This is a genomic window from Marinococcus luteus (genome assembly GCF_034497705.1).
Taxonomy (GTDB): Bacteria; Bacillota; Bacilli; order Bacillales; family Marinococcaceae; genus Marinococcus; species Marinococcus luteus_A.
The window spans coordinates 688,345-710,440 of record NZ_JAXRUV010000001.1 but is presented as its reverse complement, the minus strand read 5'-3'; the positions used below and the strand labels follow the sequence as shown (position 1 = coordinate 710,440).

The 22,096-nt window shown below is 49.5% G+C and carries 24 protein-coding genes and 1 riboswitch; of the genes, 23 read left to right on the top strand and 1 reads right to left on the bottom strand.

The annotated features are described in order from the left end of the window. Window positions 1-14 precede the first annotated feature (14 nt). From Q9M42_RS03620 to Q9M42_RS03605, 4 genes are all read left to right on the top strand, one after another. Complete coding sequence (locus tag Q9M42_RS03620) at window positions 15-179, top strand: hypothetical protein (protein WP_322525160.1); 165 nt, start codon at window positions 15-17, stop codon at window positions 177-179. Between the two features lie 58 nt (window positions 180-237). Next, window positions 238-344: riboswitch (SAM riboswitch) on the top strand. Between the two features lie 92 nt (window positions 345-436). After that, complete coding sequence (locus Q9M42_RS03615) at window positions 437-1,540, top strand: methionine biosynthesis PLP-dependent protein (protein ID WP_322525159.1); 1,104 nt, start codon at window positions 437-439, stop codon at window positions 1,538-1,540. Window positions 1,541-1,566: 26 nt separating this feature from the next. Further along, entirely contained in the window at window positions 1,567-3,408 is a 1,842-nt protein-coding gene (locus tag Q9M42_RS03610; protein ID WP_322525158.1) for a bifunctional homocysteine S-methyltransferase/methylenetetrahydrofolate reductase, read from the top strand. A gap of 47 nt (window positions 3,409-3,455) precedes the next feature. After that, window positions 3,456-4,130, top strand: coding sequence for a flagellar brake protein (locus Q9M42_RS03605; RefSeq protein ID WP_322525157.1), 675 nt, complete (start codon window positions 3,456-3,458; stop codon window positions 4,128-4,130). Window positions 4,131-4,153: 23 nt separating this feature from the next. Here Q9M42_RS03605 and Q9M42_RS03600 read toward each other — a convergent pair whose 3' ends face one another. Next, complete coding sequence (locus Q9M42_RS03600) at window positions 4,154-5,587, bottom strand: IS1182 family transposase (protein ID WP_322525156.1); 1,434 nt, start codon at window positions 5,585-5,587, stop codon at window positions 4,154-4,156. A 245-nt stretch (window positions 5,588-5,832) separates the two neighbouring features. Here Q9M42_RS03600 and cmk point away from each other — a divergent pair, with 245 nt between their 5' ends. The 19 genes from cmk (at window position 5,833) to aroB (ending at window position 22,088) form a co-directional block, all read left to right on the top strand. Beyond that, window positions 5,833-6,519 carry a (d)CMP kinase gene (gene cmk, locus Q9M42_RS03595; RefSeq protein WP_322525155.1) on the top strand — a complete coding sequence of 229 codons (687 nt, stop codon included), beginning with the start codon at window positions 5,833-5,835 and terminating at the stop codon, window positions 6,517-6,519. Next, complete coding sequence (locus tag Q9M42_RS03590; RefSeq protein ID WP_322525154.1) at window positions 6,509-7,114, top strand: lysophospholipid acyltransferase family protein; 606 nt, start codon at window positions 6,509-6,511, stop codon at window positions 7,112-7,114. Before cmk ends, Q9M42_RS03590 begins: the two co-directional genes overlap by 11 nt. A gap of 63 nt (window positions 7,115-7,177) precedes the next feature. Next, window positions 7,178-8,332, top strand: coding sequence for a 30S ribosomal protein S1 (gene rpsA / locus Q9M42_RS03585; RefSeq protein WP_091611240.1), 1,155 nt, complete (start codon window positions 7,178-7,180; stop codon window positions 8,330-8,332). A gap of 12 nt (window positions 8,333-8,344) precedes the next feature. Then, window positions 8,345-9,400, top strand: coding sequence for a type 2 isopentenyl-diphosphate Delta-isomerase (fni, locus tag Q9M42_RS03580; protein ID WP_322525153.1), 1,056 nt, complete (start codon window positions 8,345-8,347; stop codon window positions 9,398-9,400). Window positions 9,401-9,544: 144 nt separating this feature from the next. Then, the gene (der, locus tag Q9M42_RS03575) at window positions 9,545-10,858 is read left to right on the top strand and encodes a ribosome biogenesis GTPase Der (protein WP_322525152.1); all 1,314 of its coding nucleotides are present in this window, start codon (window positions 9,545-9,547) and stop codon (window positions 10,856-10,858) included. A 33-nt stretch (window positions 10,859-10,891) separates the two neighbouring features. Continuing rightward, window positions 10,892-11,548 (top strand): glycerol-3-phosphate 1-O-acyltransferase PlsY, encoded by a 657-nt coding sequence (gene plsY, locus Q9M42_RS03570; protein WP_322525151.1) that lies wholly within the window; start codon window positions 10,892-10,894, stop codon window positions 11,546-11,548. 14 nt (window positions 11,549-11,562) lie between these two features. After that, a complete protein-coding gene (locus tag Q9M42_RS03565; protein WP_322525150.1) occupies window positions 11,563-12,600 on the top strand; it encodes an NAD(P)H-dependent glycerol-3-phosphate dehydrogenase in 1,038 nt (345 codons plus the stop codon). 114 nt (window positions 12,601-12,714) lie between these two features. Then, window positions 12,715-13,281, top strand: a complete 567-nt coding sequence (gene folE / locus Q9M42_RS03560) for a GTP cyclohydrolase I FolE (RefSeq protein ID WP_322525149.1) — start codon at window positions 12,715-12,717, stop codon at window positions 13,279-13,281. A gap of 81 nt (window positions 13,282-13,362) precedes the next feature. Further along, entirely contained in the window at window positions 13,363-13,590 is a 228-nt protein-coding gene (mtrB, locus tag Q9M42_RS03555; protein ID WP_298785985.1) for a trp RNA-binding attenuation protein MtrB, read from the top strand. A 98-nt stretch (window positions 13,591-13,688) separates the two neighbouring features. After that, on the top strand, window positions 13,689-14,447 hold the full coding sequence (locus tag Q9M42_RS03550; RefSeq protein WP_322525148.1) for a heptaprenyl diphosphate synthase component 1: 759 nt from the start codon (window positions 13,689-13,691) through the stop codon (window positions 14,445-14,447). 15 nt (window positions 14,448-14,462) lie between these two features. After that, window positions 14,463-15,167, top strand: a complete 705-nt coding sequence (locus Q9M42_RS03545; protein ID WP_322525147.1) for a demethylmenaquinone methyltransferase — start codon at window positions 14,463-14,465, stop codon at window positions 15,165-15,167. 30 nt (window positions 15,168-15,197) lie between these two features. Next, entirely contained in the window at window positions 15,198-16,058 is an 861-nt protein-coding gene (locus tag Q9M42_RS03540; RefSeq protein ID WP_322525146.1) for a UbiA-like polyprenyltransferase, read from the top strand. Window positions 16,059-16,108: 50 nt separating this feature from the next. Further along, a complete protein-coding gene (locus Q9M42_RS03535; RefSeq protein ID WP_322525145.1) occupies window positions 16,109-16,969 on the top strand; it encodes a menaquinone biosynthesis protein in 861 nt (286 codons plus the stop codon). Between the two features lie 11 nt (window positions 16,970-16,980). Then, on the top strand, window positions 16,981-17,952 hold the full coding sequence (hepT, locus tag Q9M42_RS03530) for a heptaprenyl diphosphate synthase component II (RefSeq protein WP_322525144.1): 972 nt from the start codon (window positions 16,981-16,983) through the stop codon (window positions 17,950-17,952). Window positions 17,953-18,037: 85 nt separating this feature from the next. Continuing rightward, entirely contained in the window at window positions 18,038-18,487 is a 450-nt protein-coding gene (gene ndk, locus Q9M42_RS03525; protein ID WP_322525143.1) for a nucleoside-diphosphate kinase, read from the top strand. A 69-nt stretch (window positions 18,488-18,556) separates the two neighbouring features. Then, a complete protein-coding gene (locus tag Q9M42_RS03520) occupies window positions 18,557-18,730 on the top strand; it encodes a YqaE/Pmp3 family membrane protein (RefSeq protein WP_322525142.1) in 174 nt (57 codons plus the stop codon). 173 nt (window positions 18,731-18,903) lie between these two features. After that, on the top strand, window positions 18,904-19,719 hold the full coding sequence (locus Q9M42_RS03515) for a CheR family methyltransferase (RefSeq protein WP_322525141.1): 816 nt from the start codon (window positions 18,904-18,906) through the stop codon (window positions 19,717-19,719). A gap of 113 nt (window positions 19,720-19,832) precedes the next feature. Next, complete coding sequence (gene aroC / locus Q9M42_RS03510) at window positions 19,833-21,005, top strand: chorismate synthase (RefSeq protein ID WP_322525140.1); 1,173 nt, start codon at window positions 19,833-19,835, stop codon at window positions 21,003-21,005. Window positions 21,006-21,008: 3 nt separating this feature from the next. Then, window positions 21,009-22,088, top strand: a complete 1,080-nt coding sequence (gene aroB, locus Q9M42_RS03505; protein WP_322525139.1) for a 3-dehydroquinate synthase — start codon at window positions 21,009-21,011, stop codon at window positions 22,086-22,088. Window positions 22,089-22,096 lie beyond the last annotated feature (8 nt).

Sequence of the window (22,096 nt, the reverse complement as noted above, 5' to 3'; positions counted from 1 at the left end):
AGGACGAAGCTACTATGTCAGAAGACCGCCGTTACCGCGTTGTTATCCGCTGTCCAAAATGCGGTGAAAAGTACATTCTCCGCGGCAGAAAGAATAAGGCCGGGGAGATGGAAACAGGTTTTCGCCGCTGCGTCTGCGGCAATGAAAACCAGCTGCATATTGATATTGCCCCGGAATAAAAAGGTTACTTGCAATATCGATTCGTTTCATGTACTTTGGAAAGTAATCATATAACGTTTCTTATCAAGAGAGATGGAGGGATCGGCCCTTGGAAGTCTCAGCAACCAGCCGCAGGTGATGCGGTCAGGTGCTAACTCCTGCAAGCTGTGCTTGCGAGATGAGAAGAAGTATTGCATGCCAAGGTCTTCTTCTGTCTAAGGAAGAAGGCCTTTTCGTACATTTAATGCATTAATTTTAAAGAAATGAGGACTGTGATATGTCAAAGCAACTGCAGATAGAAACCATCCTGGCACAACTGGGTAATAATTCCGACCCGCGGACTGGAGCGATCAATCCTCCTGTTTATTTTTCCACAGCGTATAAACATACGGGCATTGGAGAATCCACAGGGTACGACTATTCCCGGACAGCCAACCCGACGAGAGACCTGCTTGAAAACGGTATTGCCGCGCTTGAAGGAGGAAAACACGGGTTTGCCCTCAGCTCGGGGATGGCTGCGATCCAGACGCTGTTTGCAATATTTGAAACAGGTGATGAAGTGATTGCAACAAGCGATATTTACGGCGGTACGTATCGTCTGTTCGAAGAAGGATGGCGGCACTGGGGCGTCACGGTTACATACGGTGACCCGAGAGATCTCGAAGCTTTTGAACAGCTGATAACAGATAAAACAAAGGCGCTGTTTATTGAAACGCCGACGAACCCGCTGATGCAGGAGGCGGATCTGAAGGCGCTTTCGCTGCTCGCGAAAAAGCACGGTGCCTGGCTTATTGTGGACAATACGTTTTATACCCCGGTGCTTCAGCGTCCAATAGAAGAAGGTGCTGACATTGTGGTGCACTCGGCTTCGAAATATTTAGGCGGCCACAATGATTTGATTGCCGGACTGATTGTATCCAACGTAGACGAGCTTTCTGAGAAAATTGGGGCACTTCAAAACGGCATGGGAACAATTTTAAGCCCGTTTGATTCCTGGCTGCTCATGCGCGGAATGAAAACCCTGAATCTCCGCATGAAGCAGCATACAGAAAACGGTAAAGCAATCGCAGAGTATCTCAGCGGTCACGAAAAGGTAACAGACGTGCTTTACTCGGGACGGGGAGGCATGCTTTCCTTCCGTCTTGAAAACGAAGATTGGGTGGATTCATTTTTACGAAACATTAAAATTATCACATTCGCAGAAAGTCTGGGCGGAGTCGAAAGCTTTATTACGTACCCCGCCACACAGACGCATGCAGATATGCCGGAAGCAGTAAGGGTCCATAACGGTGTGGATAACCGCCTGCTCCGCTTCAGTATAGGCATAGAGAATAAGGAGGATTTAATTGAAGATCTCGAACAGGCGCTCAGAGCGCTGTAACTCATAAGCTAGAGAGGGGCAAAGCTATGAACGTACTCGAAAGACTCGATTCCTCGATTTTAATCGGCGATGGGGCTATGGGCACGTATCTTTATCAGAAGGGCTATAAGGGCTCGTTTGAAGCTATGAATTTAACGGACCCTGAGGCGGTGGAGCATGCTCACCGGGAATATGCAGAAGCCGGGGCGGATATTCTGCAGACAAACACCTACGCAGCGAACCGGGTGAAGCTTGAAGGCTACGGCCTTGAAGATAAAGTACAGGATATTAACCGGGCCGGTGTGCGGCTGGCGAGGAATGCTTCCGGCGGATCGGCGTATGTATTTGCTACAGTCGGAGGAATAAAGGGTGTTCAGGTGAGCGAACATTCAGATGAGTTTCTAAGTCAGGCGCTGCAGGAGCAGGTGAATGTCTTTTTGACGGAACCGGTGGACGGTCTGCTGCTCGAAACGTTTTACGACCTTCCCGAGCTTCTGCAGATCGTCCGTTACATCCGCAGCAAAGATGAAGGGATTCCTGTTATTGCCCAGGTGGCGCTTGGAGACGTCGGCGTCATGCACGGGGGAGTGCAGATCAGTGAAGCCTTCAGCCGGCTCGAGGATGCCGGCGCTTCAGTGGTCGGACTCAACTGCCGGATGGGTCCGTATCATATATTGAAATCGCTTGAGCAGGCGGAATTAACCGAACGGGCATATTATTCCGCTTATCCCAACGCCAGTCTTCCAAACTGGTATGACGGTCGTTACGTGTATCAGTCCAACCCTGAGTACTTTTATAAGCAGGCTTTCCGTTTTAAAGAACAGGGTATCCGCCTGATTGGCGGCTGCTGCGGCACGACGCCTGAGCATGTCCGCATGATAGCGGAAGCCGTTAAACACGACGTGCCGGAAAAGACGAAGCACCCGGTAAAGGTGGAGGCTCCGGCGGCTGAGGCGACAGCCGATAAGGAAGCGTTTTTGCCCCTCCATGAAAAAGTAAAAACCGAAAAAACGGTTATTGTGGAGCTTGATCCGCCGAAAAAACTGAAAACAGGAAAATTTATACGCGGCTCCCAGGCACTTCATGACGCAGGAGCGGATGCAGTTACGCTTGCTGATAACTCCCTGGCTTCCCCCAGGATTGACAATCTCGCAATGGGAGCGATGCTCAAGCAGCAGACCTCTGCAAGGCCGCTTTTGCATATCGCCTGCCGGGACCGGAACCTGATTGGCCTGCAGTCCCACCTGCTGGGGCTTCACACAATCGGGGTGCGGGACCTGCTGGCAATTACCGGTGATCCTTCGAAGGTAGGGGATTTTCCAGGGGCGAAGTCTGTATATGATGCCAACTCCGTATCCCTTATTTCCCTAATAAGGGAAATGAACGAAGGGCGGCTGTTTTCCGGGAAGTCTCTTGGAGAAAAAACGAATTTCTCCATCGGAGGAGCGTTTAACCCGAATGTGCTTCATATCGATAAAGCTGTAAAAAGGCTGGAAAAGAAAGTGAATGCAGGGGCGCATTATTTTATGAGCCAGCCGGTGTATGACATTGAACGGATTAAGACTATTCATGAAGCGGTCAGGGGGCTTGGAGCGCCCGTGTTTATTGGCATTATGCCCCTGGTGAGCGCGGGAAATGCGGAGTTTCTTCATAATGAGGTTCCGGGCATTCAGTTAACCGGGGATACGCGGAAGCGGATGGCGGCCTGCGCGAACGATTCCGAAGCAGCCCAACGGGAAGGCATCGCTATCGCAAAAGAACTAATTGATGAAACGCTCCGCTATTTTAACGGCATTTATTTAATCACGCCGTTTCTGCGCTATGAAATCACGGCCGAGCTGACAAAATATGTGCGGGAGCAGGCTGGGGCCAGCGCAACAGAGATTTAACACTGTTTCTTTTTATCCGATATATATAGTAAAAGGGGTTTTAGCTATTGTACGAGATTGGAAGCGTTTGGCATCTGCATGAAAATATAAAAACGAAAGAACCACATGATAACGATACCCAATATAAATCCCAGCTGCTTGATGCAGATGAACATACGTTCACAATTGCCATGCCTGCAGAAAAAGAGACTGGTAAGATTACTTCCTTTCAGGCAGGCAGGGCAGTCCATGTATGGTTTGTCGGGGAAGACAGTGCTGTTTATTCGTTTCGTTCTACAGTGCTTTCACGTCAAAAGGGACGTATACCGGCCCTGATCATTGAACGCCCTGCAAAAAAGGAATGGCAGCGGGTACAGCGCAGAAACTATGTGCGCGTGGAAACAAGCGTCAATACAGCTGTGCATGGCCATTACCGTCCGTTCACCACGGTGACGGTAAATGTGAGCGGCGGTGGATGCATGATCGTCGTGCCGCCAAAATCGAAGCTGCTTGAAGATGAACAGGTGCAGATTACGCTTGCTTTCCCAATGGAGGACGGGACGATGCATTACCTGCATTGTACTGCTGCGGTTAGAAGAGTGCTGGAAAAAGAAGAGCGCAGGCCGAAGCGGGCAAGCATGGAGTTTTTGGATCTGGCCGAAAAAGAGCGTCAGGCAGTAATCCGATACTGCTTTGAACGACAGCGCTCCGCAGCGAAACATGAAAAACGACTCGGGAGCTAGTATGTTAGACCGCCGAAGCGGTCTCAGATTGTAGACAAAGGCCTCCGAAATTCATTTTCGGAGGCCTTTGTTTGTGCCATGGAGGGAAAAAGAAGCATCCAACGGCCGGCGCACGTCTGTCGCCACCGCCAGGTGGCGAGTTTTTTGAGGTTCATCACCGCATAAACAAGCATCGCCTGCGCGGTGTTTCGTGCCCCTCCGGCGAGGAGCGTCCAGCGCAAGCCATGCTTTTGTTTGAGATCCGCAAAAATCCGTTCGATGGTTTCTTTTCGTTCCGCATAGGTCCTCCGGTTCCACGGGGTGTGCCGAAGGTGTTCGGCTTCGTCCAGATCGTCCTGCCAGACGTGGCGGAGGATCACCTTCCGGTGATCCCGGCTTTGGGTACAGGTCTCGAGCAGCGGGCAGGACTGACAAAGGACGGGATCCGAGACATACTCCTGATAACCGTCCCGATTCGTGGTGCGGTAGCGCAGGGCCTGATGCTCGGGACAGAGATACGCGTCCAGGTAGGCATCATACACAAAGTCCTGTTTGCGCAAGCGTCCCGGCGGGCCCTTGGGACGGGTATAAGGCATAACCGGGCGAATGGCCTGCTCGCGAAGCAGATGAGCAATGGCCGGGGTTTTATAGCCGGCATCCACCGCGACGGCGTACGGACGGCCCGCCCGGGCCATCACCTGCGCCAACAGCTCATGAAAGATCCGGCTGTCATGAACATTGGCTCCGGTCACGATCGCTCCGAGGACAAACCCGTGCCGGTCGCAGGCGGTATGCCAGCTGTAGGCAAACATTTTCTCCCGTTCATCTTTGACGTAATAGCCGCTGTCAGGATCCGTCGTGCTTTGTTTGACCTCCCGTCCGCCCGGTTCGCGGCGGGCGGGAGGCAGGGGCTTTTTTCCGTGGACCTCGCGGTCCCGGTGAATTTCGGCGTCCAGTTGATCCTGGTAGGCCCGGGCTTCGGCTGCCAACTGAACCCGATCAAATTTTTTCTTGTTGGCGTTCGCTTTCACGTGGGTAGCATCGATGTAAAAGACGGACGGATCCACAAAGCCGGCGGCCACGGCTTCTCCCAGCACCCGTTCAAATATCGCTTCGAACAACCCGCTGTCCCGAAACCGGCGGGTGTAGTTCTTGCCGAAGGTGGAGAAATGCGGCACGGGCTCCAGGAGGTCCAACCCGAGGAACCATCGGTAGGCCACATTCGTTTCGATCTCCCGAACGGTCTGACGCATGGAGCGAATGCCGAACAAATACTGGAGCAGCACCATTTTCACCAGCCGGACCGGGTCAATACTCGGCCGGCCGATGGGGGCATAGAGGGACGCAACTTCGTCGTAAATAAAGGAAAAATCCAGCGCGGCCTCGATCTGGCGGACCAGGTGGTCCGCAGGCACTAACTGATCCAACGGCATGGTGGCTTCCCGGTAACGAGCTTCTTCCGTATCCCGCCTCATCATGCGCGATAACCCCTTTCCAGGCTTTTTCTTTTTATCATAGCACAAAAAAACTGCCGACACGCTCTAAAATGAGAGCCATTGTCGACAGTCTGAGACCGCCGAAGCGGTCTTTTTCTTTTCGTAAAGTACCGGGAAATGAAAAGTTCGGCGGGTACAATATATGCAAACGGGAGGAAATATGTTAGTTTTGAAAATGATGAGCAGATGCTACATGTTCAACAATCTAATGGGCGGGGTGCAGGAGGATGAGGAAAATCAATATTGCTATTGACGGGCCGGCCGGTGCTGGAAAAAGCACTGTATCGAAAGGATGTGCCGTGCAGCTTAATTATACATACATCGATACAGGAGCCATGTACCGGGCGCTGTCATTAAAGGCACTGCGCACAGGCACGCCCCTGGACGACGGCGGAAAAATGACGGAGCTGTTAAAAGCCGCCAGTATCCGTCTTGTCGGCAACCCGAGGGTGAGCGAAGTATACCTCGACGGAGAAGACGTGTCTGAAGCTATCCGTACGAGCGAGGTGGACAGCGTTGTATCTCTGACCGCGGCCCACCTTGGTGTACGTGAGGAAATGGCTTTGAAGCAGCGCCGGCTTGCGGCAGAAAAAGGGGCGGTGCTCGATGGCCGGGATATCGGCACTACCATTCTTCCGGATGCGGAATTAAAAATATTCCTGGTTGCTTCAGCAGAAGAGCGTGCAATGCGAAGGTACAAGGAGGTGCAGGAGCGTGGCACCCCGGCGGATTACGATGAAATTTATGAAGCGATCATTCACCGGGACGAGTTCGATAAAGCCAGGAAGCATTCGCCGTTAAAAAAAGCAGAGGATGCTGTGGAGATTGACACGACTGCTCTTACTATCCCGGAAGTTATCACGAGGATCACAGCGCTCGCAGAAGAGAAGGTGAATCAGTCTCATGATGTATAATATCGTAAAGTATTCTGCCTACTTTCTTGCGGTCATTTTTATGCGTGTCCGGGTGACCGGAAGAGAGAACGTGCCGAAGGAAGGGCCGGTTCTGATCTGTTCGAATCATATAAGCAACTTTGATCCGCCTCTGCTTGCCACTCATATTCGCAGAAAAGTGCACTTTATGGCTAAAAGCGAATTGTTTAATAAAAAAATTCTGGGTTTTATTATGTATTTTGTCGGAGCTTTTCCCGTCCGCAGAGGCGTGGTAGACCGAAAGTCATTAAAACAGGGAATTCAATTTTTAAACGAGGGACAGGTTTTATGTCTTTTTCCTGAGGGTACTAGGAGTAAAAGCGGGGAAATAGGAAAAGGATTAACCGGTGCCGGGTTTTTTGCTCTCCGTTCAGACGCAGCAGTAGTTCCGGTTGCTATCAGTGGTCGTTACGGTCTGTTCAGGCGTGTGAATGTAGTGATAGGCCGGCCGGTGCCCATGCAGGATCTTCGGACGAATAAAGCAAAAGCTGAAGAAGCGACCGAAGTAATCATGGAAGAAATTAAAGCCGTTCACCACCAGGCAAAAACAGGCACCAGCCAGCTACAGTCCGGTTAATACTTCAAAATCCCCAAAAACCCCATAGACAGGATTTAAGGACACTGAAGGAGGCAATGGTCAATGGCAGATGAAATGAACAACGAACTTGAAGGTATGAAAGAGTTTAACGTGGGAGATATCATTACTGCCACAGTAACAAAGGTAGAAGAAAAACAGGCGTATGCGGATGCTGGTTATAAAGTAGATGCGGTTATTCCGATCAGCGAACTTTCAAGCCTGCACGTAGAAAAAGTAGACGATGTGCTCAAGGAAGGAGATCAGCTCGAATTCAAAGTGACTAAAATGGAAGATGATGAGCTGGTTCTCTCCCGCCGGGCAGCACTTGCTGATAAATCCTGGGGCGAGCTTCAGGAAAAGTATGAATCCGGCGATGTTATTGAAGCCCAGGTGGCTGAAATTGTCAAAGGCGGGCTTGTGGTCGATCTAGGCGTGCGCGGCTTTATCCCGGCTTCGCTCGTGGAAAGATATTATGTGGAAGATTTTTCAGATTATCAGGGAAAAACATTAAGACTAAAAATTGCAGAAATAGATCCGGAAGAAAACAAGCTGATTTTATCTCAGCGTGCCGTTCTGGACGAGGAGGCCGAAGTGAAGAAGAAAGAAGTGCTTGAAAACTTGAATGTAGGAGATACGGTGAAAGGAACAGTGCAGCGCCTGACTAACTTTGGCGCATTTGTGGATGTCGGCGGTGTCGACGGTCTTGTCCACATTTCGCAGATGGCTCATCACCGTGTGGAATCACCAGGAGAAATCGTCAACGAAGGCGATGAGATCGAAGTAAAAATCTTAGCTGTTGATCCGGACAGCGAAAGAGTTTCTCTTTCGATTAAAGATACCCTTCCTGGACCATGGACGACTATTGAAGGACAAATCGAAGCCGGAGATGTTATTGATGGTCAGGTGAAACGACTGGTCAGCTTCGGCGCATTTGTTGAAGTGGCTCCCGGAGTGGAAGGTCTTGTCCACATTTCCCAAATCGCGAACCGTCACATCGGAACGCCGGGAGAGGTGCTTGAAGAAGGGCAGGCAGTTACAGCAAAAGTACTTGATATTAATCCTGCCGAACATCGTATTTCCCTAAGCATCAGAGAACTTGAAAATCCTGAAACCAGCGATTCGAAAGTTCAAAGCGAATACGAAGCACCGGAAGAAGATCACGCTGGCTTCTCCCTTGGAGATATGGTCGGCGATCAGTTGAAAAAATATAAAAAGTAAGGAGATTTGCTTGTGTCGCGGGCTAGGCGGAAACAGGATCACATTGAATATGCTTTATCAACAGGTTTTTCAGCCGAAAGCAGTTTAGATGACATTCAATTTGTCCATCAAAGTCTGCCTGACTCAGCTTCTCTTTATACAGATGCATCAGTAGAAATCGGCGGACTTTCGTTAAGTTCGCCGATTCTTATTAATGCAATGACGGGTGGAGGCGGCAGTGAAACAGCCGCTGTTAACGCGTCACTGGCAGAAGCTGCAGCAGCAACTGGCGTTGCTATGGCAGTCGGGTCCCAAACATCGGCCATCAAAAATGAGCAGGAATCCTATACATATAAAATCGTACGGGAAAAAAATCCTGACGGTGTTATTTTTGCCAATACAGGAAGTGAAGTAAGCGTAGAGCAGGCTGGCCAGGCGGTTGAAATGATTCAGGCTGATGCTCTTCAGATTCATTTGAATGTCATTCAGGAGCTTGTTATGCCTGAAGGAGACAGGGATTTCCAGGGAGCCCTGGACCGCATCGGACGTATTGCGAATGAGCTTTCTGTTCCGGTAATTGTAAAAGAAGTAGGGTTTGGCATTTCTTTTGAAACGGCAGCCAAGCTGCGGAACTCAGGAGTAGCCATTATTGACGCGGGCGGCAGCGGAGGGACGAATTTTTCCATGATTGAAAACAAAAGACGAGATCGTCCGTTTGCTTTTTTCGATCAATGGGGTATTCCGACAGCGGCGGCCATCGCCGAAACCGTACACGCCTGGCGCCCTGGCAGTGTTATTGGCTCAGGAGGCGTAAGGCACGGCCTGGACGTCGCAAGGATTATTGCACTTGGAGGCAGTGCCAGCGGAATGGCAGGTGCCGTCCTGCGGGAAGCGAAAGACCACGGAGCAGAGGGCGCCGCTTCTTTTCTCCGGCAGATACAGGAGGAACTGAAAACAGTAATGACAGCGGTGGGGGCTCAAAACATTAATGAACTGCAAAAGGCTCCAATTGTTCTGCGTGGAGAAACGGCCCACTGGCTGAAAGAGCGTGGCATTGACACTTCTTTATACAGCCGGCGTTCGATATAAATTTCGTAAAAGCAACCAGGCGCGTTTTTCGTGCCTGGTTTTTTCCTTGTTTTACCCGCCGGATACAAATTTGGGGGAGAGGAACGGATCTGTTTCATGTTATGATAATGAAGATAGATTTAGAGACAGAAAGGAATCAAAATGATGGTAAAACCTACAGTCGCCATTGTCGGCAGGCCAAATGTTGGCAAATCAACAATATTTAACCGTATTATCGGAGAACGAATGGCTATCGTCGAAGACGAGCCGGGTATTACAAGAGACAGGCTTTACGGGGAAGGTGAATGGCTGCATCGCTTCTTTCACGTGATTGACACCGGAGGCATCGAACTGAACGATGAACCGCTGCTCACTCAAATTCGGGAGCAGGCTAAGCTTGCTATCGATGAGGCAGACGTCATTATTTTTATCGTAAACGGGCGGGACGGTATTACGGCTTCAGATGAAGAAGTCGCAGATATTCTGCTTCGATCCAAAAAACCGGTCATCACGGCCGTGAATAAAATAGACAACTATGAAATGCGGGAGCAGATGTATGAGTTTTACTCCCTTGGACTCGGAGAAGTATTTCCAATTTCCGGATCGCACGGGCTTGGCCTTGGTGACCTGCTTGATGAAGTACTCGAACGGTTTCCTGTGGAGGATGAAGAAGAAAAGGACGATGACACGATTCATATGGCAGTCATCGGTCAGCCGAACGTAGGGAAATCCTCTCTTGTGAACGCAGTACTCGGAGAAGAACGCGTCATTGTGAGCGAAATTCCCGGTACAACGAGGGATGCGGTGGACACGGAGTTCGAAAAAGACGAACAGAAATATAGCATCATTGATACGGCAGGTATGCGCCGTCGGGGAAAAGTGTATGAAAAAGCAGAAAAATACAGTGTTCTCCGGGCGATGCGTGCTATGGAACGGGCCGATGTAGCTGTTGTCGTTCTCGACGGCGAAGCAGGCATTCGGGAGCAGGACAAAAAAGTAGCAGGCTACGCGCACGACTCCGGCCGGGCAATCGTTATTGTCGTTAATAAATGGGATGTAGTTGAAAAAGACGACAAAACGATGCACCGGTTCACCGAAGAAATCAGGGAGGAGTTCCAGTTCCTGGACTACGCACCGATCGTTTTCCTGTCTGCCAAAACGAAGCGGAGAATGCAGAACCTGCTGCCGGTAGTTCGTCAGGTGGCTGAAAATCATCACGTACGTGTGCCTACCAACGTGTTAAATGAAGTTATTATGGATGCGGTGATTATGAACCCGACCCCGACCCATAGTAACAAACGCCTGCGTATTAATTTTGCAACACAGGTCGCCTCGGGCCCTCCAGTCATTGTGTTGTTTGTAAATGACCCGGAGCTTCTGCATTTTTCATATCGCAGGTATTTGGAAAACAAATGCCGTGAAGCTTTCTCGTTTGAAGGCACACCGCTTCGGATCGTGGCCAGAAAGAAAAACGAATAGCAGACGGAAATGGTTTGGTAAGGGGAGAGTACAATGGGAGTAATTCTTGCAGTTGTGATTGGTTATCTAATCGGCTCAGTTAGTTTTAGTTATCTATTTGTACAGCGTATAAAAAAGGTGGACGTCCGTTCTGTTGGAAGCGGCAATGCCGGTGCCACTAACACCCGCCGGGTCCTGGGCACGAAATGGGCGGTTGTGGTGCTGCTTTTGGACGTGCTGAAGGGTATGGTGGCGGTGTGGCTCGGCTTCTTTTTTCAATGGGCAGCCTTGGGCCTGCTGCCAGGATTTTTGTCGTTAAGCCAGGTGGATGGCCTGGCTCCCGCTCTTGGCGGTCTTGCCGCTGTGCTTGGGCATAACTGGCCGGTCTATTTCGGCTTCCGGGGGGGCAAAGGCGTGGCCACTGCCATCGGAGTTATCAGCGTACTCGTCTTTTTTCCGGCAATTTATGTCGGAATTATAGCGATTGCAGCTATTGCAGTTACCGGTTATGTGTCTCTTGGTTCTCTATTGTTTGCTGTTTTAACCCCGGTTGCGGTTTTTTATACCCAGTCGACCAACGGACATCCAGAGACCTATTTGTATTTAACCGTTTTTCTCGGCCTTCTTTCGATATGGAAGCACCGTACAAATATCGTCCGCCTGCTGCGTGGCAATGAAAGCTCATTGTATAAAAAGAGCAGTGAAGGATAAAAGGAGTTAAAAGCATGAAAAAACAGGCAGCTGTTATCGGAGCAGGGAGCTGGGGAACGGCCCTGGCTTCTGTGTTAGGACAAAATCAGCATGCGGTGCGTCTTTGGTGCCGCAGAGAAGCGCTGGCTGAAGAAATTAATACCACACACAGAAACGAAGGCTATCTAAAAGGGATCGTACTGCCGGAAAATATAGTGGCTACAACGGACATAAAGGAAGCAGCAGTAGAGGCTTCCTTTATTGTTCTTGCAGTCCCGAGTGGAGCCGTCAGAAAAATCGCCCGGGATTTAATGCCGTATCTTCAGCAGGACACTATTGTCGTACACGCGGCTAAAGGTATCGAGCCTGAATCGTTTTTAAGGGTATCGCAAATTCTCGAAGAAGAGTGGGCCGGTCTTTCTTTTCAGGGAATGGCAGTGCTTTCAGGACCAAGCCACGCAGAAGAAGTGGCAGAGCAGCAGCCGACCACTGTCGCAGTGTCCGGCACGTCTGAACACGTACAGACCCGTGTTCAGGAGCTGTTTATGAATCAGGCTTTCCGTGTATACACCAACGATGATTTTCTCGGTGTCGAGCTTGGCGGGGCATTGAAAAACATTATTGCCCTCGGTATCGGTCTTACGTCAGGACTTGGATACGGTGATAATGCAAAAGCCGCTTTAATGACTAGAGGGCTGGCGGAAATCACTCGGCTCGGCACGCATCTGGGCGCATCTCCGCTCACTTTTACCGGCCTTTCGGGTCTTGGGGATTTGATCGTTACATGTACAAGTGAACACAGCCGGAACTGGCGGGCTGGAAATCAAATCGGTTCAGGTAAAAGCCTTGAAGACGTCCTGGAGCAGATGGGGATGGTTGTTGAAGGCGTGCGCACCACTGAAGCTGTATATCACTGGTCCCGTTCGCTTGGAGTGGAAATGCCGATTACAGAAGGGTTGTACAAAGTACTGTTTGAGCACGTGCCACCGGAAAAAATGGCGAAATCCCTGATGGAGCGTGGGAAGAAAAATGAGAAAGAGCACTCCATCATGCTGCTTGATGATAATAATTAATGCGCCAGTTACGTTTAAAGGCGCCCCTTTTGCTTTCTAAAAGGGCTTGTGCTAAAATTTTTCAAGACAAACAGCAGCGGCTGAAGGCAGCAGAAGTTGATTGGAGGACTTACGGTGGCTAATTTCGATCACGAAAAAATAAAAGAAGGTGTCAGGCTGATTCTTGAAGGAGTTGGTGAAGATGCCGGCCGTGAAGGCCTGCTTGACACCCCGGACAGAGTAGCCCGTTTATATCAGGAGGTTTTTGCCGGGCTGCATGAATCAGCAGACGAGCATTTAAAAACTGTCTTTGGGGAAGATCACGAGGAACTGGTTCTGGTAAAAGACATACCGTTTTTTTCGATGTGCGAGCATCACTTAGTTCCTTTTTTCGGTAAGGCTCACGTAGCCTACATCCCGAAAGGCGGAATGGTGACAGGTCTCAGCAAGCTGGCCCGGACTGTAGAAACGATTGCCAAACGTCCACAGCTTCAGGAACGTATCACCTATACTATCGCAAATGAAATTGTTTCGACGCTTGAACCTCACGGAGTGATGGTCGTGCTTGAAGCAGAACATATGTGTATGACCATGCGCGGCGTGAAGAAACCTGGATCTATGACGGTAACTTCTGCAGTGAGAGGAACATTTGAAGGAGATCAGGCGGCAAGGAGCGAGGTTCTTTCGCTCATTAAGCACTGATCCCCAGCAGATAAAAACGAGGCGCCTGCAGAGAGCGGGCGCTTTACCATGGGAACAAAACGAAAACAGGGAGGGTCTTAAATGCAGAATGGAGATGATTTTATCGTCATCCGTGCAGAAGAAGACGGTGTCAACGTCATGGGCTTGACCCGCGGCAAGGACACCCGTTTCCATCACTTGGAGAAATTAGACGGCGGAGAAGTGCTCATCGCCCAGTTTACCGAACATACGTCTGCGATCAAGGTGCGGGGCAACGCGGTTATACAAACGAGCTACGGCGAAATAAAGGCAGGTAGCGGGGAAGATTAACGTAATCTTTCTTGGAAACAAAGAGGCTGTGCTATAATTGGAGAGCATAGAACGCAAGAAATGAAATCACCAGCATTTAAGGGGTTGGGGGAAGCGGCATGAACAACTACTGGACACCATGTGCAGAGGAAATAAAAAAAGAGTTTCAGCGCCTGACCCAGCACTCGTATATTGAGGAGAAAATCGGGCTGCCGGAAGCGCACGAAGAGACGATCCACCTTCTGCTTGAGGCGTTAAAAGAAGCCAAAGTGCCCCGGGAACGGATGGGGGAACAAATTGCAGCTGTACTGCTCGTTCAATCGGCGTTTAAAGCTCATGAACAGATCCAGCTGCATAACGACGGCGATGATAAAAAAATAAGGCAGCTGACGATTCTGAACGGGGATTTGATGAGCAGTCTCTACTACCGTCTGCTCAGTACTGCCTTTCATCAGGAAATCCTTCTTGTTTTTACATCAGCAATCCGAAGCATGAATGAAGCGAAAATGAAGCTGCATTTTGGCGAGTGCCGGGACCATACCGACATGCTTCAAACACTAAGAACGAGTGAAGCGGGTATTGTGGAAGAGGTCATCCATTTTTACGGACGCCCGCATCTTGCAGTGGCTTCCTCGTCTATTTTTGCCTTGAAAAGGCTGCTTCATGAATGGGAGTGGTTTGGCCGTACCGAAGAATTTTCAGCCTGTGCCGCCCAGGTGCAGTACTGGGAAGGTCAATCGCAGAGCGCACAGCAAATATTAAAACAACTAATCGATCAAGAACACAGCTTTTTTCATCAGCAGGTTGAAAAAGACGAACAGCTCTCTGATACGCTGCAATCGTTAATGGATGAATGGATAGCTGTAGGTATTGAGTAAAAAGGGGTTTCAATGATGGCTACCCAAAAAGAAAATAAAGTATATCAGGTATTCCAGTCTATTTCAGGAAACTACGACCATATGAACAGCGTGATCAGCTTCCGGCTGCATAAGCGTTGGCGTAAAAAAACCATGAAGCAGATGAACGTCCGCCGCGGCTCAAAAGCGCTCGATTTATGCTGCGGCACGGCAGACTGGACGATCCAGCTTGGTAAAGCAGTAGGAAAAGGCGGCAGCGCCACCGGCATCGACTTCAGTGAAAAAATGCTTGAAGTCGGTCGGGAGAAGGTGCACCGGGAACAGCTCAGAAACATCGATTTAATACATGGCAATGTAAACAGCCTGCCGTTTCCTGATAACTCGTTTGATTACGTAACGATAGGCTTCGGCCTCCGGAACGTATCCGATTATCTGCGGGTGCTTAAGGAAATGCAGCGGGTGCTGAAGCCTGGAGGCACCGCTGTGTGCCTGGAAACGTCCTGGCCGGAAAACAGCATCGTGGAAAAATTTTATTCCTTTTATTTTCAATCAGTCATGCCGGTGATAGGAAAAGTATTGATTAACCGATACGACGAATACCGCTGGCTACAGGAATCGACGATGGTATTTCCGTCGAAAGAAACGCTTGGAGTTATGTTCATGGAAGCAGGGTTCAGCCAGGTACAGATTTCTCCTTTTTCTGCCGGCACAGTCTGCGCCCATATCGCCCGCAAAAAATGATAAGATGACAGTGATAAGGAAGTTGAACCAATGAGTAAAATTAAAACTATTTTAGAAATGATAAAATTCGAGCATACCGTATTCGCCCTCCCGTTTGCATTTTTGGGAGCGGCGCTCGGCGGCCTGATGATCAACGGCTCCTGGCCCTCCATTGCTGACTGGATCTGGATTACACTGGCAATGTTTGGTGCCCGCAGCGCTGCAATGACATTGAACCGCCTGATCGATGCAGAAATAGACGCCCGCAATCCGCGAACGGAAACACGAGCCATTCCTGCAGGAGAGGTTTCACGAGGTCAAGCCATTTTGTTTGTGCTTGGATCTTTTTTTATTTTATTTGTCGCTGCGTTCCAGTTAAATATGCTGGCAGTCTATCTTCTGCCAATTCCTGTATTTTTTATGACGCTGTATTCCTACACGAAGCGCTTCACCTGGCTCTGCCATGTGTTTTTAGGAGTAACAATTGGCATCGCTCCGCTCGGCGGATGGGTAGGAGTGACAGGCACGCTTCAGCCGGAGGCATTTCTGCTTTTTACAGCGGTGGCGATGTGGATTGGCGGATTTGACATTATTTACGCGACACAGGATGCAGAGTATGATAAGCGCGCCGGACTGAATTCCATCCCGGCCCGTTTCGGGATTGCAAAAGCTCTTTACATTTCCCGGGGATTTCATCTCGTCAGTCTGATTTCTCTTCTGGCACTGTATCTGCTTTCGCCGCTCAGCTGGTTTTACCTTGTTGGAGTTTCTGCAGCCGCTGCAATCATGATCTATGAGCATTCACTGGTGAAGCCTTACGATCTGTCAAAGGTCGGGGTCGCCTTTTTCCCCATGAACGGGATTATAAGTATTGTGATATTAGTATTTACCCTTGGAGATATTTTAATGTAAAGATATGTACACCTGCGTAAGGAAGATGTATACGATTTGGAGAGATGGTTATGTCCATAACAATGGGAGAAATTGCTTATACGAATGCAAAACCGTTTTTTTATTATCTTGAACGGCAAAAGCTCGAGCAGGAAGGGGTGCAGTTCGAACAGGACGTACCCGCTTCACTGAACCGAAAGCTTGAAGAACAAAAGCTGAGCGGAAGCGCTGTATCTTCGTTTGCTTTTGGGTCCAGTACGCGTGCTCTTTCGCTTCTGCCGTCTCTTTGTGTAGCTTCTGCAGGCAAAGTACGGTCCATTTTGTTCTACTCCCATTATCCTCTTGATGAGCTTACGGGAAAGCGGATTGCTTTGACATCGACAAGTGCGACAAGCGTTCATCTGCTGAAAATTATACTGCAGGAATTCTATCAGGTGACAGAGGCGGATTATCAAACGCAGGCACCGGACCCGGTGAAAATGAAAGAGGAGAATGACGCTTACCTGTTAATTGGCGATGACGCCATCAAGGCTTCCTGGGAGGAAAGTGACTGGTACCGTTACGATCTCGGTGAGTTATGGTATGCTCATACCGGTCTGCCGATGGTTTACGCTGTATTTGCCGTTCAAAACGAGTCGTTCCATCAGGCCGAAAGCATGTGGTCCACCCTCTATCAGGGTTTTTTACAAAGCCGCCGCACAGCACAGCAGGACGATTTTGCCGGAATGGCCAGTGATTACAGTCATCGGCTCGGAGGCAGCAGTTCGTATTGGCAGGAGTACTTCCGGGGACTTCATTTCACGCTTGGGGCCAGGGAGCAGGAAGGCCTGCTTTATTATTACCATCTCGCTTATAAGTATGGATATTTAAATGAAGCAGTTGAAAGTTTAGATATTTTGCAGCCGGGAGACGAGGTGCATTATTTATTTTGAAGGTGAATAAGATGAAGCTGATGGATCTGTACAGAGATTTAAAACCGGATATTAAAGTGATTGAAAAAACGCTTGAAGAAGCGGTGGATTCGAAACACGCCGTCTTGACTGAAGCGTCAAATCACTTATTAAAAGCTGGAGGCAAACGTATCCGGCCGGTTTTAGTGCTGCTCAGTGCGAAATTTGGAAATTATGATATTGAACATATCAAACATGCGGCCGCTTCGCTTGAACTGATACACATGGCTTCCCTCGTTCATGACGATGTGATAGATGATGCTGAACTGCGCCGGGGTGAGTCTACAGTCAAGGCTGCCTGGGATAACAAAGTAGCGATGTATACCGGTGATTATATTTTTGGAAGTGCTGTTGAGCGCGCAGCCTACTACCGCGATCCTGTTATCAACCGGATTATCTCAAAAACGCTGATCGAAATATGTGTCGGCGAGATCGAACAGATCCGGGACCAGTACAACTGGGAGCAGCCACTGCGGACGTACCTGCGCAGAATCCGGAGAAAAACAGCAGTTTTGATTGCGGCCGGCTGTGAACTCGGTGCTGCAAGCGCCGGAGCATCAAAAAAGACGCAGCGCCAGCTTTACCGGTACGGCTATCACCTTGGTATGTCCTATCAGATTATCGATGATATTCTCGACTTTACCGGAAGCGAAAAAGAGCTTGGAAAGCCCGCCGGTGGTGATCTAAGACAGGGAAATGTAACGCTGCCTGCGCTGTATGCTATGCATCAGAACCCGCAGCTTCAGGAAAACATCAGTGCAGCCATTCAGGAAGAAGCCGTCGACGAAGAGCAGGTCACCCGCATTCTTTCGGAAATCAACAATTCCGGGGGTATCGAATATGCAAAAAAAATGAGTGAGCGGTATCTGGAGAAAGCCTACGAAGCTATTGCCGCTTTGCCGGACATAGAGGCAAAGGATTCTTTAAAAGATATTGCTGCCTATATTGGTGGCAGAAAATATTGATTCTCCCCGTCCAGCCGGTAATTGCTAACGCTTTCAACTTTTGCTATACTAATTTTGGTAAATAGTAATGGATGGGGGAAGAAATATGACGAGTGAACGCACGTTTGTAATGGTAAAGCCGGACGGAGTCCAGCGCGGACTGGTTGGCAGAATTGTTCAGCGTTTTGAAGAAAAAGGACTGAAAATCGCCGCCGGTAAATTTATGCACATTTCACCTGAATTGGCCCAAAAGCATTACGAAGAACATAAAGAAAAACCTTTTTTCAATGATCTGGTCGGTTTTATTACGTCGGGCCCCGTGTTTGCCTTAGTACTCGAAGGCCAGGATGCTATACATATTTCCCGGCTGCTGATCGGGAAAACTGATCCAAAAGAAGCACCGGCAGGAACGATCCGCGGCGATTATGGGCATGTGAAGGAGAAAAATGTTATCCACGGCTCAGATTCCCTTGAGAGCGCGGATCGAGAGATTGGTTTGTTTTTTGATCCGGAAGAAGTGATCGAATATGAACGTTCCATTGATGTCTGGCTGTAAAATAAGATTAAGCTGCTACGCTTTTGGGAATACACTCTTATAGACAATTCAAGATAAGGGTGATAACTAATGATGTATTTACTTGCAATACTTTTGCCGCCGGTAGCGGTGCTGCTCGTCGGCCGGCCGTTTCAGGCATTTATCAATTTCCTGCTGCTCCTGCTTTTCTGGGTGCCGGCATCCATTCACGCCTGCTTCGTCGTAGCGGATTCCAAAGCGGAAAAACGGGCGAAAAGATATTAATCTAAAGCGTGTCCCTTCAGGGGGCCCGCTTTTTTTAATTCACCGGGCCTTCCACCTGTTTATCAAGTGAAAATTCCCTTTCTGCTGGTCGATATAATGAAAAAGATCTTTGGGCGGAACCTGAAGAAACAAGGCCGCCGTGATATAATAATACTCAGCAAAGTGGGGATACGATGACAAGCAGACAACATACAGCAGTGGAAAATCAAATGGCCGAGGATTACGGTCTATTCGTGCAAAAGATGAAGGCACTGACCGGCCTGGACCTGCATTTATACAAAGAGGCGCAGATGAAGCGGCGGCTGTTTTCCTTTTTGCAGAAAAAAGGTTTTCATTCATTTACAGATTTATTTGACCGGGGGCTTCAAAAAGACGAAGCGCTTCTGAAGGAAATACTTGAGCGGATGACTATCAATGTTTCCGAGTTTTTCCGTAACCCTTCCCGGTGGGAGGTGCTTCAGACATCGGTTCTTCCGGAAATACTTAACAAACGCAGCAATCTGCACATATGGTCTGCAGCGTGTTCTACAGGTGAAGAACCATACTCGCTCTGGATGATGATGAAAGAAGCATTTCCGGGGGTCTCCTTTTCCATTACGGCGACAGATATTGACACCAGTATTCTTGAAAAGGCGCAGATGGGTATCTATTCAAGCCGGGCCATAGAAAACGTTCCAGCGGCGTATCTGCAGAAATATTTTGAAGCGAGTCCGCCAGCCTACCAGTTTGACACAAAAGCGGCTGCCCGGGATATTCGCTTTAAAAAGCAGAATCTGCTTGCGGACAAACCGGTGGGGGATGTAGATATTATCATTTGCAGAAATGTGATGATCTATTTTACAGAGGAAGCTAAGGATTATATTTACCACCAGTTTTACAGTGCGCTTCGCCCGGGCGGCGTGCTGTTTGTCGGAAGCACGGAGCAGATGTTTCATCCGGAAAAGTATAAGTTTGAGCCGGCCGGAACTTTTTTTTACCGAAAAAGCTAAGCTTTTCAGGAAGATGAAAGAAGGCAGTTTCGCTAAATAAAGGATTATGTTATCATTTACTGCATAAAAGCACTAAAGAGATACGTATGGAGCAAAGGAGAGAGAAGACGCATATGAGATTTTTAACCGCAGGAGAATCACATGGACCACAGCAGACAACGATCGTTGAGGGAGTCCCGGCACAGATGGAGCTTCTTGAAGAAGATATCAACCAGGAACTCGCCAGACGCCAGGGCGGATATGGCCGGGGCCGCAGAATGCAGATTGAAAAAGATAAAGTGAAATTTTTAAGCGGGGTCCGGCATGGGAAAACAACCGGAGCACCGATTACTATGGTCGTCGAAAATGACGATTTCGTGCACTGGGAAAAGATTATGGGCACCGAACCGCTCTCCGAAGAGGAAGCGGAAAAAGTGAAGCGGAAAATTACACGTCCCCGCCCCGGGCATGCAGATCTGAACGGGGCTATTAAATACGGGCACCGTGACATGAGAAACGTGCTCGAGCGTTCCTCGGCAAGAGAAACAACTGCTCGGGTAATGGCAGGGGCACTGGCGAAAAAAATTCTCAAAACCTTCGGAATAGAGGTAGGCGGTCAGGTTCTTACGATAGGCGGGATCCATTCAGCAGAGACGTCTTATTCCTCCATGCAGGAGCTTCAGGAAAAATCAGAAGCCTCTCCGGTCCGCTGTCTCGATCCGGAGGCGGAAAAACAAATGATGGAAGCGATCGACAAGGCGAAGGCGGATGGCGATTCCATTGGCGGCGTCGTACAGACCGTAGTGGAAGGACTGCCAGTGGGACTAGGCAGTCACGTGCAATATGACCATAAGCTTGACGGCAAAATCGTCGGAGCGGTTGCGAGCATTAACGCTTTTAAAGGGGCTGAAGTAGGTATCGGCTTTGAAGCGGCAAACCGGCCGGGCAGCCAGGTGCATGATGAAATTGTCTGGGACGAAAAGAACGGATATTACCGGAGCACCAACAACCTTGGCGGATTTGAAGGCGGAATGACCAACGGGATGCCGGTGGTTATCCAGGGCGTGATGAAGCCGATTCCGACCCTCTATAAGCCATTGCAAAGCGTAGACATTGATTCCAAGGAACCGTTTAAAGCGAGCATTGAGCGCTCGGACAGCTGTGCAGTGCCTGCGGCTTCAGTTGTAATGGAAAACGTTGTAGCATTTGAAGTAGCCGTTTCCTTTTTGGATATGTTCGGTACAGATAATGTGGACCGTATCCGCCGGAACTTTGAAGAATATGTACAGGAAGCCAAGGATTTTTAACTAATGGAAACTGTTCAGATACAGGCGGAGAAAAGAAGTTACCCGGTAATAATCGGGGAAGGGCTGCGCTATCAGCTTGCAGATGTTTTAAAGGAAACAGCGGCGGGCAAGAGCCGCTTCCTGCTCGTCGTGGACAAGGCCGTGGACGCTCTTTACCGGGAAGAGACAGAAAGCCAGCTCGCACGGCTGCTGCCCGTAAGCACCTATGTAATGCCTTCGGGTGAGCAGTCCAAATCGGTGGAGGAGCTTTCCCGGCTGTGGGAATTCGCAGCTGAAAACGAAATGGACAGAAAATCTGTCTTTGTGGCGCTCGGCGGCGGAGTGGCCGGTGATTTGACCGGCTTTGCAGCGGCCGGATACATGCGGGGTGTGGACTATATTCAACTTCCCACTACTCTTCTTGCCCAGGACAGCAGCGTAGGTGGAAAGACGGGCATTAACCTGAAAGCAGGCAAAAATCTGGCCGGCGCTTTCCATCCGCCTCTGGCTGTCATATATGATACCGCGACGCTTCATACCCTGCCCGATGCAGAGTGGCGCTCCGGCTTTGCCGAAATGATCAAACACGCCTACCTCGACGGGGAGGCCTTTTTACAGGATTTAAAAGCCCGCGTACAGAGCGTGGAGGACATGAAGTCGCCGGAGGTTGCTTCGTGGATTAAACGGTCGATTGAAGTTAAAGCGCGTATTGTCGAAGAAGATGAACGCGAGCAGGGAGTGCGGGCATTTTTAAATCTCGGGCACACCCTTGGACACGCCCTGGAGAAAGAAATGGGCTACGGACGCATCACTCACGGAGAAGGAGTGGCCGCCGGCCTGTGGTTTGCTCTTGCGGTAAGTAATAATGAAAGCGCAGGCGACTGGGAGCTGGAGAAAGAAAAAGCATGGCTCGAATCGCTGGGCTATCCGGTGGATGCCCCGGGCGGGCTTTCGGCGGATGCATTAGTGGAATCGATGAAAAGAGATAAAAAAGCTTCCTACGGGGAGATCCATTACGTGCTGCTCGAGAAGCCGGGAAAACCGCTGACAGCAAAAGTGGAAGAAAACACGATCAGGCAGCTGCTCGATCGCCATTACAAATAGGCAGGTGA